This is a genomic window from Fulvivirga sp. M361 (genome assembly GCF_007097395.1).
GTDB lineage: Bacteria > Bacteroidota > Bacteroidia > Cytophagales > Cyclobacteriaceae > Fulvivirga.
Genome location: NZ_VKDC01000005.1, coordinates 13,436 through 30,624 on the forward strand (window position 1 = coordinate 13,436; position 17,189 = coordinate 30,624).

General features: G+C 39.6%; 17 protein-coding genes. 6 read left to right on the forward strand and 11 right to left on the reverse strand.

Features of this window, described 5'->3' with window-relative positions:
* Window positions 1-9 precede the first annotated feature (9 nt).
* A complete protein-coding gene (locus FNH22_RS05340; RefSeq protein WP_143397313.1) occupies window positions 10-1,335 on the reverse strand; it encodes a TrkH family potassium uptake protein in 1,326 nt (441 codons plus the stop codon).
* Window positions 1,336-1,638: 303 nt separating this feature from the next.
* Here FNH22_RS05340 and FNH22_RS05345 point away from each other — a divergent pair, with 303 nt between their 5' ends.
* A complete protein-coding gene (locus FNH22_RS05345; protein WP_143397314.1) occupies window positions 1,639-2,157 on the forward strand; it encodes a Dps family protein in 519 nt (172 codons plus the stop codon).
* A 107-nt stretch (window positions 2,158-2,264) separates the two neighbouring features.
* Entirely contained in the window at window positions 2,265-2,774 is a 510-nt protein-coding gene (locus FNH22_RS05350; protein WP_143397315.1) for a mechanosensitive ion channel domain-containing protein, read from the forward strand.
* 3 nt (window positions 2,775-2,777) lie between these two features.
* On the opposite strand, the gene FNH22_RS05355 is transcribed toward FNH22_RS05350, so the two are convergent.
* Window positions 2,778-3,959: a cation:proton antiporter gene (locus FNH22_RS05355; protein ID WP_143397316.1), complete on the reverse strand. Its 1,182-nt coding sequence runs from the start codon at window positions 3,957-3,959 to the stop codon at window positions 2,778-2,780.
* 1 nt (window position 3,960) lies between these two features.
* Window positions 3,961-4,809 (reverse strand): universal stress protein, encoded by an 849-nt coding sequence (locus FNH22_RS05360; protein WP_143397317.1) that lies wholly within the window; start codon window positions 4,807-4,809, stop codon window positions 3,961-3,963.
* A gap of 124 nt (window positions 4,810-4,933) precedes the next feature.
* On the opposite strand from FNH22_RS05360, the gene corA reads away from it, so the two are divergent.
* The 3 genes from corA to FNH22_RS05375 all read left to right on the forward strand — a co-directional run bounded on the left by corA (window position 4,934) and on the right by FNH22_RS05375 (window position 7,962).
* Window positions 4,934-6,061: a magnesium/cobalt transporter CorA gene (gene corA / locus FNH22_RS05365; RefSeq protein WP_143397318.1), complete on the forward strand. Its 1,128-nt coding sequence runs from the start codon at window positions 4,934-4,936 to the stop codon at window positions 6,059-6,061.
* Window positions 6,062-6,280: 219 nt separating this feature from the next.
* Window positions 6,281-6,904, forward strand: coding sequence for a YqaE/Pmp3 family membrane protein (locus FNH22_RS32605; protein WP_255517993.1), 624 nt, complete (start codon window positions 6,281-6,283; stop codon window positions 6,902-6,904).
* Between the two features lie 83 nt (window positions 6,905-6,987).
* On the forward strand, window positions 6,988-7,962 hold the full coding sequence (locus tag FNH22_RS05375) for a lipid A deacylase LpxR family protein (RefSeq protein ID WP_143397319.1): 975 nt from the start codon (window positions 6,988-6,990) through the stop codon (window positions 7,960-7,962).
* A 229-nt stretch (window positions 7,963-8,191) separates the two neighbouring features.
* Here the strand turns inward: FNH22_RS05375 and FNH22_RS05380 are convergent, their stop codons facing one another.
* The 7 genes from FNH22_RS05380 to FNH22_RS05410 form a co-directional block, all read right to left on the reverse strand.
* The gene (locus FNH22_RS05380; RefSeq protein ID WP_143397320.1) at window positions 8,192-8,356 is read right to left on the reverse strand and encodes a DUF1328 family protein; all 165 of its coding nucleotides are present in this window, start codon (window positions 8,354-8,356) and stop codon (window positions 8,192-8,194) included.
* Between the two features lie 736 nt (window positions 8,357-9,092).
* The gene (locus FNH22_RS05385) at window positions 9,093-9,845 is read right to left on the reverse strand and encodes a HAMP domain-containing sensor histidine kinase (protein WP_143397321.1); all 753 of its coding nucleotides are present in this window, start codon (window positions 9,843-9,845) and stop codon (window positions 9,093-9,095) included.
* 110 nt (window positions 9,846-9,955) lie between these two features.
* Entirely contained in the window at window positions 9,956-11,401 is a 1,446-nt protein-coding gene (locus tag FNH22_RS05390) for an ATP-binding protein (protein WP_143397322.1), read from the reverse strand.
* A 14-nt stretch (window positions 11,402-11,415) separates the two neighbouring features.
* On the reverse strand, window positions 11,416-11,871 hold the full coding sequence (locus tag FNH22_RS05395; RefSeq protein WP_143397323.1) for a response regulator: 456 nt from the start codon (window positions 11,869-11,871) through the stop codon (window positions 11,416-11,418).
* Window positions 11,872-11,874: 3 nt separating this feature from the next.
* Complete coding sequence (locus FNH22_RS05400; protein ID WP_143397324.1) at window positions 11,875-13,671, reverse strand: ATP-binding protein; 1,797 nt, start codon at window positions 13,669-13,671, stop codon at window positions 11,875-11,877.
* A gap of 11 nt (window positions 13,672-13,682) precedes the next feature.
* Entirely contained in the window at window positions 13,683-15,059 is a 1,377-nt protein-coding gene (locus tag FNH22_RS05405; RefSeq protein WP_143397325.1) for a sigma-54 dependent transcriptional regulator, read from the reverse strand.
* Between the two features lie 20 nt (window positions 15,060-15,079).
* Window positions 15,080-15,439, reverse strand: coding sequence for a response regulator (locus FNH22_RS05410; protein WP_143397326.1), 360 nt, complete (start codon window positions 15,437-15,439; stop codon window positions 15,080-15,082).
* A gap of 455 nt (window positions 15,440-15,894) precedes the next feature.
* Between FNH22_RS05410 and FNH22_RS05415 the strand changes: the two genes are divergently transcribed.
* Entirely contained in the window at window positions 15,895-16,047 is a 153-nt protein-coding gene (locus FNH22_RS05415) for a lmo0937 family membrane protein (protein WP_143397327.1), read from the forward strand.
* Window positions 16,048-16,106: 59 nt separating this feature from the next.
* On the opposite strand, the gene FNH22_RS05420 is transcribed toward FNH22_RS05415, so the two are convergent.
* Window positions 16,107-17,174, reverse strand: coding sequence for an endonuclease/exonuclease/phosphatase family protein (locus FNH22_RS05420; protein WP_143397328.1), 1,068 nt, complete (start codon window positions 17,172-17,174; stop codon window positions 16,107-16,109).
* Window positions 17,175-17,189: the final 15 nt, after the last annotated feature.

Here is a 17,189-nt window from a genome sequence, read left to right on the forward strand (position 1 = left end):
CTCAGGGTATTATAAAGCTATATTTTCAGGAGGTTTTGTTTTCCCGTAACCTTCTTCCGTATGGAGTAAACTTAGGCCAAAGGTCAGGGCACCAATACGGCCTAAAAACATGAGCAAGATCACTACCAATTTCCCCATTACAGAAAGATCTCCGGTGATACCGGCGCTTAAACCCACCGTACCCAGCGCTGAAATAGCTTCAAAAATCAGGTGATATGCGTTACCGGTTTCTGTTAAAAGTAATAGAAAAATACCAACGCCTACAATAGCAAAATAAAAAAAGAAATTAGCCACAGCCATCCTGAGTCGTATGATAGGAATGCGTACTCCCATAAATGTAACATCGTTCTGGCCCTTTAATGTGCAACGCGTGATCGCAAACATCGCTGATATGGTGGTAGATTTAATTCCTCCTCCAGTACCGGCAGGTGAAGCGCCGGATAGCATCAGTATAGTAATAAAAAAGAGTGAAGCATTGGCCAGTTCGTCTATCGGCACTGTATTAAAACCGACCGTGGTCACTGCTGTCATAGTTTGAAAAAAAGCGAGTAGCCATTGTTGCTGGGTAGGATAATCGGACCAAGATGACTCTGAGATGAATAGAATGAACGTGGCAATTGTCAATATCCAAAAGGTGAACCGGAAAATGATCTTACTTGTAAACGTGATCGCTTTTGTGTTTTTAACTATTCTCTTATAAAGGTCCACAAATACAATAAATCCAATACACCCTGCCATAGATAATACAGTTATCGTGGCATTAAAAGCCAGATTATCTGAATACCGTACAAACCCATTAGTAAATAAGCTAAAACCCGCTGTACAATAAGCCGAGATACTATGAAAAAGGGAAAACCAAACCGGTTGGTCCAGGCCTGAGCTTTTAAAAATGAAATAGAGTACCAAAGCGCCAAGGACTTCTATGATCAGTGAAAACCAGAATACTATCCTCACAAAACTTCTGAGGTCATACTTTTCAGAAAGGTCAAACTCCGTTTTTAAGAGCCGTGTATTAAACTCGGAAAGTTTTTTCCTACCTCCTATTACAATAAATGAAGCTATCGACATATACCCTATGCCTCCAACCTGCATCATTACCATAATAATGAGCTGGCCAAACCAATTGTAATGATCAACAATACTAAAAGACGTCAGACCCGTTGTGGAAGTTGCAGACGTCACGATAAATAATGTATCAATTCCTGCCACATTTTCTTTCTGGGTAATGGATAGCGACAACAGGACAGATCCTATCAGCATAATACAGAGATACCCCAGGATCAGGATGGTAGAAGGCTGAAAACCCGAAATAGTGTTTTTGACTGCGGCTTTCATATTACGGAACTTATGGTCAGTTTTTCACTGTTGAAGCAGGTCACAATTTTAATTTCCGTTGCCTTCATAGGTTTGTTTTCTTTGCCTGTATAAAGCGTGTACTGGCTAGTTAAATGTCAGGATCAATCTGTAGTTTTTGTTATCATATTCCAAACATGGACGTAAAAGAGCTTGAATGTAGAGTTTATTCTACATTCTGTTTCCTGATTTACTCATAAACCTTTGTCCGTTTTCCCATCTTGAACAATGCAAGTATTGGAATGTTTTATGCTTATTCCAAGGTAACTAAAAAGATAATATAATATGGAAAACGCAACAGTAGAGAAAGCAATTGAGAAAAAAACCAAACCGTTTGTTAAACTTGGGTATTCAAAACTGGAAACTGCCGAGTTAGTCACCGTTATGAATGAATTACTGGCTAACTATAGTGTACATTATCAAAAACTCAGGAATTTTCATTGGAACGTCAAGGGCCCGGATTTTTTCGACATACATGAAAAGTTTGAGGACCAATATAATAAAGCAAAAGTAGCTATCGATGACATAGCCGAGCGTATCCGGGTGTTTGGTCAAACACCGTTGAGTACTATGAAAGACTACCTGGAAGTAGCTGTTATTAAAGAGTCAGACACTAACCTGCCGGCCATGGATATGGTAGCGGAAATACTAAACGACTACACGATTCTATTAGAACATATGTTTAACACAGTAGAAATGGCTATTGAACATGGCGACAGTGGCACCGAAGATATGGTGAAAGGTTTTATTAAAGAAATGGAAAAAGACCATTGGATGTTCACAGCCTTTTCTTCCAAGCAATAGACCCATTAGAACATTTGATAAAATCCTTGTAGGCGTCCCTGCAATCTACAAGGATTTTATTTTTACCTTTATGCTGCTTATATACTTAATACTATTTTTCGCACACTGTGGACATCATTGTTAACTACCTTCAACCACACATTATCCAGTTGTCTATTACCATAGGCCTGGTGTTATTCCTGATATTGGTTCGCTCGCTTACCCTTCGGCTGGTAAGAAAACATGGGAACAAGAACAGCGTAGCGGTATCACGTGAAGTATACGTTCGAAAACTCATTACCATTACACTTATTTTGCTTTTCGCCACCTTGATCGGAACGGTTTGGGAAGTATCGGTGAAAGGGTTATCTGTTTATTTTGCCTCCATTTTCACCATCGTAGGTGTGGCATTATTTGCTACCTGGTCTGTACTCAGTAATATGACCGCTTCCGTTATTTTGTTTTTCTTTTTCCCTTATCGTATTGGAAACACCATCAAAATAATCGACGGTGATAATTCTGTCGAAGGTATTATTTCAGATATCACCTTATTTTACATTGTAATTACCGACGAAGAAGGCAAGTCATATTCCTATCCTAATAACCTGGTCATTCAAAAACCAGTGAAGTTCGCATAAGTTTTATTTTCTCCCGCTCAATCGGGACGTAAGGACATTTACCACTTTAATCCAGACAGGACTCAATAGTAAAGTGAGTGATATAACGCATACGATCATCTGGTAGCCATATTCGTTGATGATCTGGTTAAAATAAGCCAGGTTTCCAAGTACAAAACTGAATTCTCCAATTTGAGAAAGTAGTGCTCCGGCATAAATGCTATCTCCCCAACTCATTTTAAAGCTTTTCATTATAGCCGAATTGATCAGATTATTCGCCAGAAAAATGACCAGAACCAGTGCAGCAATCAGTGCCCAGTTCTCTATCAGGAAATTCACATCGATCAACATGCCCACAGAGATAAAAAACAAGGCGACAAAGATGACTTTCAAGCTATAAAGACTATCATGAAACCATTCCGTAGATTTAGAAGTAGCTACCAGGATACCGGCGATGAATGACCCTAAAGCGGTCGACAACCCAAAAAAACCGGTAATCGCAGAAAAACCAAAACATAAACCAAAGGCAAAGAATACCTGTATTTCATGGTCTTTATTCAACAGGCGATGAAAAGGCATTTTAACTTCCTTTTTATACAATAAGTAGATGACAAACGCAGTGATAAGGACAGCGCCTACTACTTGCAAAATTACTTCTGAAGATGAGGTTGGGGCGCCCGAGATATAGCCCAACGTAATCAACATAGGGACAATCAGTATATCCTGGACGAGTAACACGCCCAATACATTTTGTCCCACCCGGTTTTCCATTTGTTGACTATCTTGTAATAACCTGACAATAACCGCCGTACTACTAATGCTGATTACAAAGCCTAAGGTTAAAACCCTGGTTAGTGGCCAGTCAAAAAACTGACCTATTACCCACACTACTAAAACACTCAATATGACCTGAAAAATAGTACCGATCACAGATACTCTCCAATTAGCCACCAATGATTGCAGGGAAATTTCCATCCCAATAAAAAACAGCAACAGGATAAGCCCTAAAGAACCCAAAGAACTGATCAATTCAGTATCCGGAACCAATTCTAAAACATACGGACCGATCAATACTCCTGTTAGAATATAAATAATGACGTGTGTCTGACGGATCATCCGAAGTAAAAACCCCATGATCACCACCCCAAAGGCTATGATCAGAAACTTCAGTAATATTGGGTTACTCTCAATAGCAGCTAGAATCATTTTAGTATTTAGTGTTAAAATGGTACGTCAGCACAGGACGATAGGTATGTTCATTCACTTCTTCTACTATAGACCCGCCACTTATCAATCTTCTAAAACCACTTTTTTCATTGATTCCCATGGCAATGAGGTCAGCATTTTTTTTATCTGCAAAGTAGACAATGCCATATTCCTCATCTTCATGGCTATAGCTATTCAGGGTATACCCTTTTAAATGGAATTTTTCTACCAGTTGCAACAGCTCTTCCTCAACGTCCAGGTCATTTTTAAAATTCTTCCTGGTATTGATCTTCACCAAATGGATAGTAGCATCAAATAATGTTTGAAAAGTAACCAGCAACGAAAGCAGTTGTTTGTGGTCTTTTTTTAAGTCTGTCGCATATACTATATGAGCAAACTGATCTTCACTTACTAATTCCTTGACCGTAATAACCGGCACAGGGACAGCTCTGACAATTTTATCCGTTAAGGATCCTAAAAAGAATTCTTCGGCATCCGTAATGCCTTTGGCTCCAATAATGACAAGGTCAGCCTGCACATGCCGGATGGCCTTTTTAATTTCTCTGTAAGCTACTCCTACTTTCAGGTCTGTTTTTACCTCGATTTGCCGGTCTTCACTCTCCCGCTTCAAATCCGCCATCTTACTATTAAGCAATTTTACCAGGTCCTCCATGTATCTTTTGTTAAGAGGATCATCCATGTCTTCCATGAAGTTATAGTTATTCCGGGGAGTTTCTATCACATGAATGATATGCAACGTGCTTCCGGCTTTTTTCGCAATGGTCCTGGCAAGCGCAAGGGCATTAAGTGACTTAATGGAAAAGTCTACCGGAACTAAAATATTCTGCATATACGGATGATGGTTTTGGCGGACGGAAAGTTCTTACAGATATCGATTTCATGGATTTCTTACAATGTGCTATCTTACCTTTCCAAAGCTTTAATATAGCAATTTCAAATACAAAAAACCCGCTATGAATAGTAATGACTTTACGCGGCCGGATAAACTGCTTCTGAAAAGCCTTCGTGCTTTAACAGGATTAAGCACTGACTTATTTGCCAATGAAAAAGCAGCTGCCAAAGCAAAGGCTGAACTCATCTACATCGGAGAAGAGAAAACGACTGAAGTGAGCAGCCAATGGCATCGTTATAATCAAACAGAATGCGCCGTAGAGGAAGAGATGGAAAACTTCCAGTTTTTAAGAAAGCTGGAACCGACTACCAATCATTGGGTTAACCTGCACGGTGTTCATGACGTAGAGCTCATCAGGGAAATTTCTGAAGCGGTGGATCTGGACCGAATGACCGTAAGGCAAGTATTAGATACCACCCAACGTCCACGCGTACAGGATTTCGATCATTATTTATTTTTTAATACCAGGTCAATCCTCAAAAAGGCTTTAGGTGACATAACCATTGAGCAGATCAGCTTTGTTTTAGGACCTAACTACATTTTATCCTTCCAGGAAGAACGTGGCGATCACTTTGACGGCATCCGGCATAAGTTAAGTGAAGGCATCGGATTTCTGAGGAAAAGGGGTAGTGACTATCTTTTATCTCAGCTCATAGATTCCATCCTGGATAACTACTTTGAATCGATCGATAACATAAACAAAGAAATTTCGGTAATAGAATCTAACGTGTTATCTAACCCTGACAAATCTGCACTCCTGCTGCTGGAAACCCAAAAACGTTCGGCGCAGTTAATAAAAAAATCGCTGAATCCGCTCAAAGAAGGTCTTCAAAGTGTTAATAATGGTCATTCACCTCTTATTGGTAAGCGTAACCTGAAATACTTCAAAGACCTCCTCAATTCCGTAATGGCCGCACTGGAAGAGGTGGATAGCACACTAAAAACACTGGAAGGCCTTACCAATATTTATTTTGCATCTCTGAGTCAAAAAATGAATGAAACCATGAAAGTTTTGACCACAGTGGCCACCATTTTTATACCCTTAACTTTTATCGCTGGCATTTATGGAATGAACTTCACTTATATGCCTGAATTACAATACAGGTATGGATATTACGCCATATGGGGTGTGATGCTTCTCATCGGGCTGATCATGCTGATATATTTTAAAAGAAAAAAATGGATCTAGCATTTGTCAATATACCGCTGAGTTATACTGATTTCTTTAACACTAGCATTGGATGAGTAAATGAGGTTGGTTATTATATATATGCTGTGGCGTTTGTTCTACACTTATTAAAAATAAACCGGGCTAAACATCATGCTGATGGCGCTTCTTCAGGTTGTTTAAGTTGGTAGCATATTTGATAAATGTGTGTTTGTCACACATTTTAAAATTTTAACTTTTATGCTAAAATCCAATACGCTCGGCAATCTCCTGCTTTTAAGTATCGCATTTATAGTAATGAATGCCTGCTCTCCTGATTATGGCCGACACTTCCCTTCTTCGGGCAAGTTTTATGAAAGCCATCCGTCACCTATTGACAAGGGTACCACGACTCTGACAGACACCTATGTGGCAATACCTACCCCAATAGTAACTGAAACCACATCGATAACAGGTAAACCTCGGCCTGAAAACTTGCTCGCAAGCAATGAAGAAAAATCAATACCAACTGTAAGGCCACCGGTGGCAGAGTTAATAGAGAAACATCGGGTCAGACTAGCGGATATGGAAGTTAAGCTGGCAGATAGCAAGGAAAAAGAGCGGACGATTAAACGTGAAACAAAACAAGCCAGGGAAGAAATACGAAAGCAGCTAAAAAAGGACGTCAAGGCACTGAAAAAAGCCAATGAAAGTGATGAATACATTCTGATGATGATACTGGCATTTATCATACCTCCCCTGGGTGTAGGACTAACATACGGCCTCACAAGTGAATTTTGGATTAGCCTGTTATTAACGATTTTATTCTGGTTACCCGGAGCTATTTATTCTCTGTTTGTAGTACACCAGCATTATAAAGGGTAATTCAACTATATTTTCCCAAGAAAACAGAGTGCCTTTACAGCAAACAGTAATTGCACTCTGTTTTTATATACTCAATTATCAAAATGAAAATTTTACCTTCCTGCTGCTGCAGGCTACTCCTGGTTGGTTGGTTATGTACGTTTACTACACCGGGAGAAGCGCAAAAGTCGTCCGGTTACAATCATGAAATACAATTTTCCAAGGACAATGATTTCTTTGTTTGGTATGCGAATTCTGATCGCTATTATACTTATGGAATGGAATTGACCTACCGTCATAATCCTAATGAAAGGGTCCGGCAAAAACACTTCATTAAAAAGCTGTTTAATAATTTAAAGGAGCTTCTGATCGATTACTCGATACAGATTCAGGCATTCACTCCAAGTAATTATGATTCCACGGACAGCAGATTTCGTTACGACAGGCCATTCGCCGGCTATCTTAACGGTCAATACAGTGTAAACGGCCGGCTTAAGGATGCTAACCTTAACATTGAATTTAATGCGGGTATTCTCGGCCCTGCCGTAAGAGCAGGTGAATTACAAAACGAGTTTCACAAAATCATTGGTGATGAAAAGATCGATGGCTGGGAAAATCAAATTGAGAACCAGGTGGGGCTTCACCTGGTCGTGGATTGGCGCAAACCGGTTCTTTCGTCAAAACTCTTCGGACTAATTTTAGAAAGTCGGGGATCGTTAGGTAATGTGTTTCTGGAAGGGTCACAATCCGCCCGATTGATCATAGGCAGGCATGCAACCGTCAATCACACCATTCTTTATGGTAATAGTTTACGATACACTTCATCGCCCGAATACTTCATTACCGTAGCAGGTGGCGCATCACTTGTAGGTTATAATGCCACTATTCAGGGTGGTATTTTCCAAGATCAGGTTTTACCTGCCCGCGATGTAAACCGTATCATTGGACACCTTCAATTTGGCGCCTGTTTTAGTTATCATTCCGTTGCTTTAACCTATCGTATTAATCATGTCAGAGGCGCTGTGGAACAGGCTTTTGATCATAAATATGGTCAGTTGATGTTTGTAAAAAGGTTTTAACATATTGCATCCCATCATCCTCTTAAAGCCCAGGCTCACTCCACTCCTATCGGGCTCGTGGTACGATGGGTCATCACTCATACCGCATTGGATTTCGCCTTCACAATGTCTCTCATCTTTATATTGAAATGGTTAAATGTGTAAAAACCATTTCCAATTAAGAAACAAAAAAAGCTGTTCCAACATACGAAACAGCTTATGGTGCTTTATTCTCTCTAAGTTATAAAGTTTAGGTCTTTCTAAAGACACTCATTACCAGCGAAATAACAAGCAGTACCAGGAAGATGAAGAAAATAATTTTAGCAATGGCAGCCGCTCCGGCAGCTATGCCTCCAAATCCAAAAAGAGCTGCTATTAAGGCGATTACAAGAAAAGTGATGGTCCAACGTAACATATATATAAGATTTTAATTAAACATTTTTATATTTTATTAATGAAAAACCTTGCCAAAGTCATATCGGGTCATATTACGAGTATAACTATGTTTGACAGTACATACTGTAGAATTATTTACCCTATTATGGGGGCTTAGATGCTCATAATATTACGTGTATCGCCGACAGTGGAAGTCGCCTTTTTAACCTGTCATTATTATCGTGGAGTCCCTTTCTTCGGCGTGCGCCCTGACTGGCGTATATGGCTCCCTGCAACAGAAAGCCGGCTATAAGCCCTTTAGAAGACCGTCTATTGAGTAAATAACTAGGTGTCATTAAGGTAATAGATAACATGAACATACTGCTTAAAAGAAGATAAACATCCGTTAAGATCAATCTTAGAAAATTCGAAGAACGACTTCAGATCAAAACAATCATTGAGCTCTGTATGTATGCCTCCAAACAATTGGTCGTAATTACTATCAGGGGAGTTTGACAGGGTGCCGTCAAATATGGAATAAGCATAGTACCATGTTTCTTATCAGCACGGAAGCGAATACATTCATGCTTAAAGCACTTCAAAATAAATAAAATTATCTATTAATTAATGACCTACTGAGAGTGAAATAAAATTTCGGTGTATTATGGTTTTATAGGAATTTACCCAGGGGCATCAAATAAACTTGTTACCGATATAGAATCCGATGTATCCTCAGATCATCAATTTTATTTTACAAACTATAAAGCCTGAGACTATTAACACAAAAGGAAAGGTAGCTTGACCGTAAACGTAGTTCCTTCACCTTCTTCACTTTCAACGTCTACCTGCCCGCCTAACTTACCTACGTTCCTTTTGATCAGATACAAACCGAATCCGTGACTGTTATTGCTGTTACTGAAATTCGCCTGGAAAGATCTATTAAAGATATTGGGCAGATCTTCTTTTCTTATGCCCAGTCCATTGTCGCTGACGGTTAAGGTAAGAACATTACCTGTTGCATGAACACTTACAATAATAATATTCATTGACACTTCAGTACGACGGTACTTTATAGCATTCTCAATTAAGTTATGCAACACAGAGTATAATACGATCGGATCTCCCTGATAATCGTCTTCCTGATTAATATTAATAATGAATTTGGTCCTGTCGAAACTGTCTAATGCCGAAAGAGATACTTTAATATCTTTTAGCATAGCATGGAAATCGATTTTTTCATAAGGAGCTGTGGTCTTGTCCATGGCTGAATTAAGGATTTGATCTACCTTTTTCCCCAAATCATCGCTGGACTGTAGCGCCATATCAATGATATTCAGCAGTTCCGGATCTAACCCTTTCAACTTGGCCAGTTGCAATAATGCATTGACCCTGCTTAAAGGACTTTTAATATCATGTGCCAATAGATGTATATCATCTGACGGATCATGAGAACTTTGGTTAGTCGAAGTTAATGGTGTGGTGTATGCTAACATATAGTCATCGTTTTGTACTACTATGTCAATTGCCATGCCATTTTGATAAACCTTTAACCTATAGAACCTTACAATATCAAAAAACTTATGGGTGTGTATTTTTTTTCTCAATCGCAGGAATAAAAATACACTACTGCGATACAACGCTATTCCGGGGGCAGTAAAAATACAAAGCTGGTACCTGTTCCTACCTGACTGGTGGCATGGATTGTTCCGCCATGACTGTTAATGATATTTTGTGCGGAGGTCAAACCCAGGCCCATTCCACCTTGTTTATTGGTAAAAAACGGATCGAAAAGCGTATGCAGGTGTTCTTCAGGTATTCCACTACCGTTATCGGTGATGGTCAGCTGGATCATACCCTTATAAAGCGAACTCTCAACGGTCAGTTCACCTTTACTCTCATCCATGGCCTCCACGGCATTCACCAGCACATTAATGATGGCTATTTTGAGTTTCTCAGCATCTACCCATACCGGCTCCAAACGCTCGTCATACTGTTTATGTAATTTCATTCCCTTGAGGGTAATACGGTCCCGTATGAGGTTGACTGCGTCGTCCAGCACTTCATTGATATTATACTTCTCCTTGTGTAACTCTTTCGGTTTGGAGGAGTTAAGCATTTCGGTAATCAGTTGACCAATACGCTTTGCATTCCTCTCAATGATTCCCATAAACATAGAAATGTCTTTATCACCTTTTGGCAGTTCGTCTTCAAGCTGGTCCAACGCCAAACCCAGGTTGGTAAGAGGATTACGTACTTCATGTGCAATACTCCTGGCAATTTTACCGGTCATAGCCAGTTTTTCCGCCATCAGCAACTCCCTTTCAGCTTTTATATGCAAGGTCATATCTCGTATAATTCCCTGATAACCAATTATTTTTCCACTAAAGTCGGTTCGTACGACCGAAGTTAGCTGGCATGCAAATGGTTGCTGATCATCCGGTTTAAGTGATGCCTGAAAATCTTTGACCTGACCATGCTCTTTTAAATCCTCTGAAAATCTTTCAAACTCATCGGCTTTCTCAAAATACTCTTTAAGACTTTTTAAACTTGTACGCTCTGAAGTGACTCCAAACAATTGACAAAAAGAAAGGTTGACATCCTTAAGTTCGTGATTTAAATCCGATATGTATATGGCATCAATTGAGCGTTGGAACAGCTGCCGAAATTTGTCCTCCCCTTCTTTCACCATTTGAAGCGCTCTACTGTGCTTGAGGGCATAACGAATACATCGTTCCATCATTTGGGGAGTCAACTCCGATTTGACAAGAAAATCGGCAGCACCCTGCTCCATGGCCTGTCGGTCTACTTTTCTATTTCCTTTACCCGTAAGCAAAACCATAGGCGCTGAAACACCTGCAGCGACCGACTCTTTTATAAGATCTATGCCATCCGCTTCTCCCAACCGATAATCAACAAAATAAATATCATGGTCCTGCTGCTTAATGCGGTCCAGGGCTGAGGAGAAACTTTTTTGCCATTCCAATTCAAATTCAAACTCTTCAATATCGTCCAAGATGTCCCTGGTGAGCACAAAATCATCTTCATCATCGTCTACAAGTAATATCTTAATTGATTTATTCACCATTTTTTTAGATCCTGTTATTTTTCATAGGACGGTAAAGCCACAATACCAAACCAATACCTACCAATCTCCCTGGTCACCTCAATAAGTTCATTAAAGCTCACCGGTTTGGAAATAAAAGAAGAAACCCCTAAATCATAACTCTTTATGATATCCTCTTCTGACTTACTTGTAGTTAAAATCACCACCGGGATACGCTTAAGCTCCGGGTCACTTTTTATTTCCTTCAAAGCGGACCGTCCGTCTTTTTTGGGCATATTCAAGTCTAATAGTATGAGTCCGGGTTTTGGCGCATTGTCTTTATTATACCCTTTTTCATGTCTAAGGTATTGCATGAGTTGTTCACCATCATTGACAAAAACCAAATGGTTTGCCATACGATTTTCTTCAAATGCCTCTTTGGCCATTAATTGATCATCAGGGTCATCATCGGCCATTAATATGGTGATAGGTTTTATTACTTGTGCATTCATTTCTTAAACTTTAGGTAAATAAAAAGTGACAGATGCTCCCTGGCCCGGTGTTCCTTCCGCTTCTATACTGCCATTGTGATTAGCCACTATCTTTTCACATATTGCCAGGCCTATGCCGGTGCCTGAATATTCGGTACGGCCATGTAATCGTTGAAACAGGTCAAAAATTTGTTCTTTGTATTTGGGATCAAAACCAATACCGTTGTCACTGATCGTAATTTTATGATATATTGCCTTCACCCCTAAATTAGGTTTTTCTATGGCATCTACAGAAATTATGATCTCAGGTTTTCGATCTTTTTTGGCATATTTCAAAGCATTGGAGATCAGATTTTGTAACAATTGAATCAGTTGTATTTCATCCCCCCAAATATGGGGCAACTCGGCCGTATGAAAGAACGCTTCTTTCTTTTTTATTTCTATCTCCAGGTTATCCAGTGCTTGAAGAAGGACCGCATTAAGGTCCACGTTTTTAAAAGTACGTTCTACTCTTGAAACACGTGAAAATTCCAGTAGATCATCAATCAATATCTGCATCCTCGAAGCTGCATTTTGCATCCTAACAATATAATCCTTCCCTCTTTCGCCCAGTTCTGAGCTATACAAAGCAGATAACCGATCTCCGAACGCGCGTACTTTACGTAGTGGTTCCTGTAAATCATGTGATGCGATGTAGGCGAACTGCTCGAGCTCAAAATTACTGGCCTTTAATTCCTCTTGTTTAGCTATAAGTTTTTTCTCATAACGCTTATTGGTGGTAACATCAGAAAATGTAACTACCAGACCATCCTCGTTTTTCACGGCACTGACATCGAACCAGGCGTCAATATCATCATAATTGTAATATAATGTTTTATGATAAGCTACTCCGGTTTCCACCACTTTTCTATAGGCATCAAAGAGACCTGCATCCCGGGTGCCGGGAACTATGTCCAACAACTTTTTACCTTCAAGATCACGTACATCCTGATTAAATACTTTGGAGCCTTCTTCATTGATAAGCTTAAAAACAAAGTTCTCAATACTGCCATTCCCATCCCGAAGTGCATCAAAAGCAATGATACCATGCTGCGAACTTTCAAAAATACTTTTTAACAACCTTTCCAATGTAGCCCTCTCATTGATCTCATAATTAAGCTCTTCCACTTTGACAGATTGGTCAAATGCCTTCTTCTTGTTTTGCCGGTATAGGCTGAATGTATTAATGAATAAAAAACAGATGATGCTCAAAGCGATAATAACCAGAGAAACCAGTGTGACAGGCGCCCACAGCTTTGACTTATTTACTTCCATCGACCAAGTCAGTAACAATTCGTTTTCATGCTCCCTCATACGTCTCATTTGCGTCACTATATCATCCACGAGGTATTCCTCCGTCAGCAAGACCTCTCTGGTTCGTTCCGAAAAGGCGTTTTCCACGGCCAACAAGTTCATCAATTCCAGGGCAATGATATTATGCTTTTCTAAAAGCGCCTTAAGTTCATTGAATGAAGCCTTTCTCGATGGGTCTTCACCAATCAGACTATCTAATTTGTGATTATGTCTTTGTATTCCTGTTTGTAACTGAGTTATTAGTGTCGTGTCACCGGGGCTATTGAGTACTACGGCATTTTGAATTTGTCTTGAAAAATTTCTGGGCTGGTCTGTTAAGTTCACCAACTCATTTTTGATATTTTGTATATATCCTATTTTCTGCGCGTTGACAGAAAAATCCTGTAAAGTATGATATGACACAAACCCCACAATGAGTAAAATAAGTATAGACGTAATGAAGGCAAGCTGAAAAGTTATCCTGTTCATTAAGAGAATGACTAAATACTTATGTCGTAAGCTTTCAGTTTATTGTATAAGGTTTTCCTATCGATGTTCAGCGCTTTGGCTGCTTTTGTCTTATTATAGCCTGCTTTTTTAAGCGCATCCAGGATCACCGCTCTCTGTGCATTTTTTGCGGCACCTTTCAGATTTTCATCTCCCTCATTTCTAACTGAGTCAGACACCGACATCTGCATGAATTCAGGATGCACTAATTCTTCCGGCAAATGCTCAGGTTTTATCACATCCTGGTCACAAAGTAACACCGCTCTTTTTATTACATTTTGTAGTTCCCTTAAGTTTCCATGCCAATAATACGAGGTCAGCTTATCCTGAGTTGCCTTACTAAAAGATTGAACATTTTTGTCCAATGAGTCATTAGCCACTTTCAAGAAATGTTCTGCAAAAACAAGGACATCCTCCGGGCGCTCTCTTAATGGGCTAAGTTCAATTTTAAACTCGTTCAGTCGATGATAAATATCTTCTCTGAATTTATGATCGCGTACCGCCTCCCGAAGATTTTCATTAGTAGCGACAATGACACGCACATCAATGGATATATCTTTATTACTTCCCAGTCTTTTAATTTTTCTTTCCTGTAAAACTCGTAATAATTTTATCTGATTGTCATAAGACAAATTACCGATCTCATCCAAAAATAAAGTGCCGCCATCAGCTACTTCAAAACTACCTTGTTTATCCGCCAGCGCACCGGTAAAGGCACCTTTCATATGCCCAAATAACTCAGACCCCGCCAGGTCTTTGGGGATGGCCCCACAATCAATCGCGACAAAAGGTTTGTCGGAACGTTTGCTCTTTTCATGGACTGCCTTGGCTATAAATTCCTTTCCCGTACCTGTTTCACCCATTATGATCACTGACATATCAGTAGGTGCGATCAGGTCCACATGTTTTTGAACCTGTTCAGCCTGAGGACTATGACCGTAGATAAATTTCTTTCTATTTGCCGTGTTTGGCCTTTTCTTTGTCTCTTTCGATTTGGCGATAATTACCTGCTCCGAATTAATGGCCTCTTTAATTTTCAAAAGAATTTCATCAGGATACAATGGCTTGGTTACGTAGTCATATGCTCCGTGGCGAAGCGCTTCAACGGCAATTTTAATATCGGAATATCCTGTAATGATAATGACCGCAGTATTGGGATTTAGGATTTTGATCTTACGCAAGAGCTCCACACCATTGGCATCCGGAAGCTTATAATCGGACAACACGAGATCATACTGATTCACCTTCAATAATTTTAAGGCTTCATCACCAGTAATGGCTGATTCCGCCTCAAAGCCGTTTTTGGTGAGAAATCTTACCAGTAAACGACATATATCCTTGTCATCGTCTATAATCAAAATTTTATTCATGCCGCTCAATTATCGTTAATTTAGATGTCCGTATCCATACTGTCTATTATCTCCTTGATCATTTTCTTGGAAAAAGGCTTTCCCAGAAATTGAAAGACCCCTAATTCGAAGGCCTTTTTATGCTCTGACTTAGTATCATAGGCACTAATCACCACTATTTTGACATGTTCATTTTTGGCCTTTAAAGTAGGAATGATCTCCAACCCGTTGCCATCAGGCAGATTGATATCTAAAAACACTATATTATGCTCATCCGGATTGAACATGTTCAATCCTTCGTAAAGCGAATGTGCTTTAAAAGATCTAATGCCTAATTTCTCCAATTGATAACTCAGCAACAAACAAATTTCTTTCTCATCGTCCACTATCAAGGCCTTCATAAACACTGGTTGTTTAGGTTTAACGGATTATGCGTTTCTTTCTAAGTTTATCATAGCGTTGCATAAATTGGGCAAGCCTTTCATCGTACATCTCGGAATCCACTTTAGTAAAGAAAAGTCCAAACAATATTCTTATTGTTAATAGGAAAACCATAAAAACAGTTATGGTGGTCGCACTCATTTTAAGTAAAGTTATTAATAAGTCCATGTGTTAATGTTTTACCTCTATCTATGGCATAATCATGCCAATACCCGTTTGTAGTCTTAAAAGTTACAAGATCTGAAAAAGTGTGGATTTTTTTCTACAATAATGTAGAATACTTAAAATATCAATCAACAATATTTTATGAGCAAAAGGCATTTAATGACGAATATTGAACGTTTTTGACTCAAAACCAAGCATCATCTACTGTTGGAGACTTCTTTGATATACTGGTGTAAAAAAACATGATACTATGAGCAATTTACTTTACTTGATCGCAGTAATATTAGTTATTGGCTGGTTACTTGGTTTCTTCTATTTCAGTGTGGGTGGAATTATACACGTGTTGTTGGTTATCGCTGTTATCGCTATCTTATTTCGCTTGATAAGTGGTAGAAAGATTTAGCGTACCTTATCAACCTTCCGCTAATCACCTGCCTGATGCACTTTGCGCCGGCAGGTTTTTTATTCCATTATCTTATCCAGTTTCTCTTCTGCTTCACGCTTATCTTCCTCCGAAAAATCATCGGTCTCTCCATTAGTCAGGTGACCAATTACCGGCTCAAGGCTTAACTCTATATACATTGGAAAATGGTCTGACCCAACATGTTGGGCGCGTTCAATGCGCTTGATCAAAAAGTGTGACGAATGGAACACATGGTCCAATGGCCATCGGAACAACCTGTATTTTGCATGAAAGGTATTAAAAAAACCACGACCTATACGCGGATCCAGCAATCCGCTTAATCGTTGAAAAAGTCGTGTAGTATGCGACCAGGCCACGTCATTCAGGTCTCCCGCCACGATCACCGGATAATTGGATTTGGCAGCTTCTTTTCCGATTAAGATCAACTCAACGTCCCTTTCGGTAGACCGGTGGTTTTCCGTGGGGCTTGGAGGTTCAGGGTGGACCACGTAGAGATGGATAAGTTGTCCATTTCGTAGTTTTAACTTCGCACTGATCGAAGGTATCTCGTCTGAGACTAAAAAGTCAATGGAATGCTCCACGATTTCCAGCCGGGTATAAAGCAACATTCCATAAGTATTATCTAAAGGATGTTTTATGGCATATGGATACATCTTTTCCAAAGATGACAGACCGTCCTCCCACTTCTTATCTGTTTCTAATGCAATCAGCACATCAGGATTATATTTTTTAACCTCTCGTATAAGACGGTCATATTCGGTATTATACATGTAAACATTAGCCTCCATAATGGCAATATGTTGCTCATTCTCCACACCTGACCAACTTTTCGACTGCTTCGCTGCCCATTTGGTGTAGGGATAAATGATAACGGCCTGATATATCAAGGTGATCATACCTAATACGGCTATAAACCATTCCTGCCATACTGACCAGGAATTGGTGGCTAATGTGCCCAACAAAAAGCATAAAGTAACTGCTGTCGTCTGAATGTGGGGAAAATCCGACATCCTTATCCACCAGTCGTCTTTGCGTATGAGCTGAAGCCCGGTAAAGGCTATAGCCACGATTAACCCACTCTGAAAAACAATATTAAGTACAAACATAACGGGGCATTATTA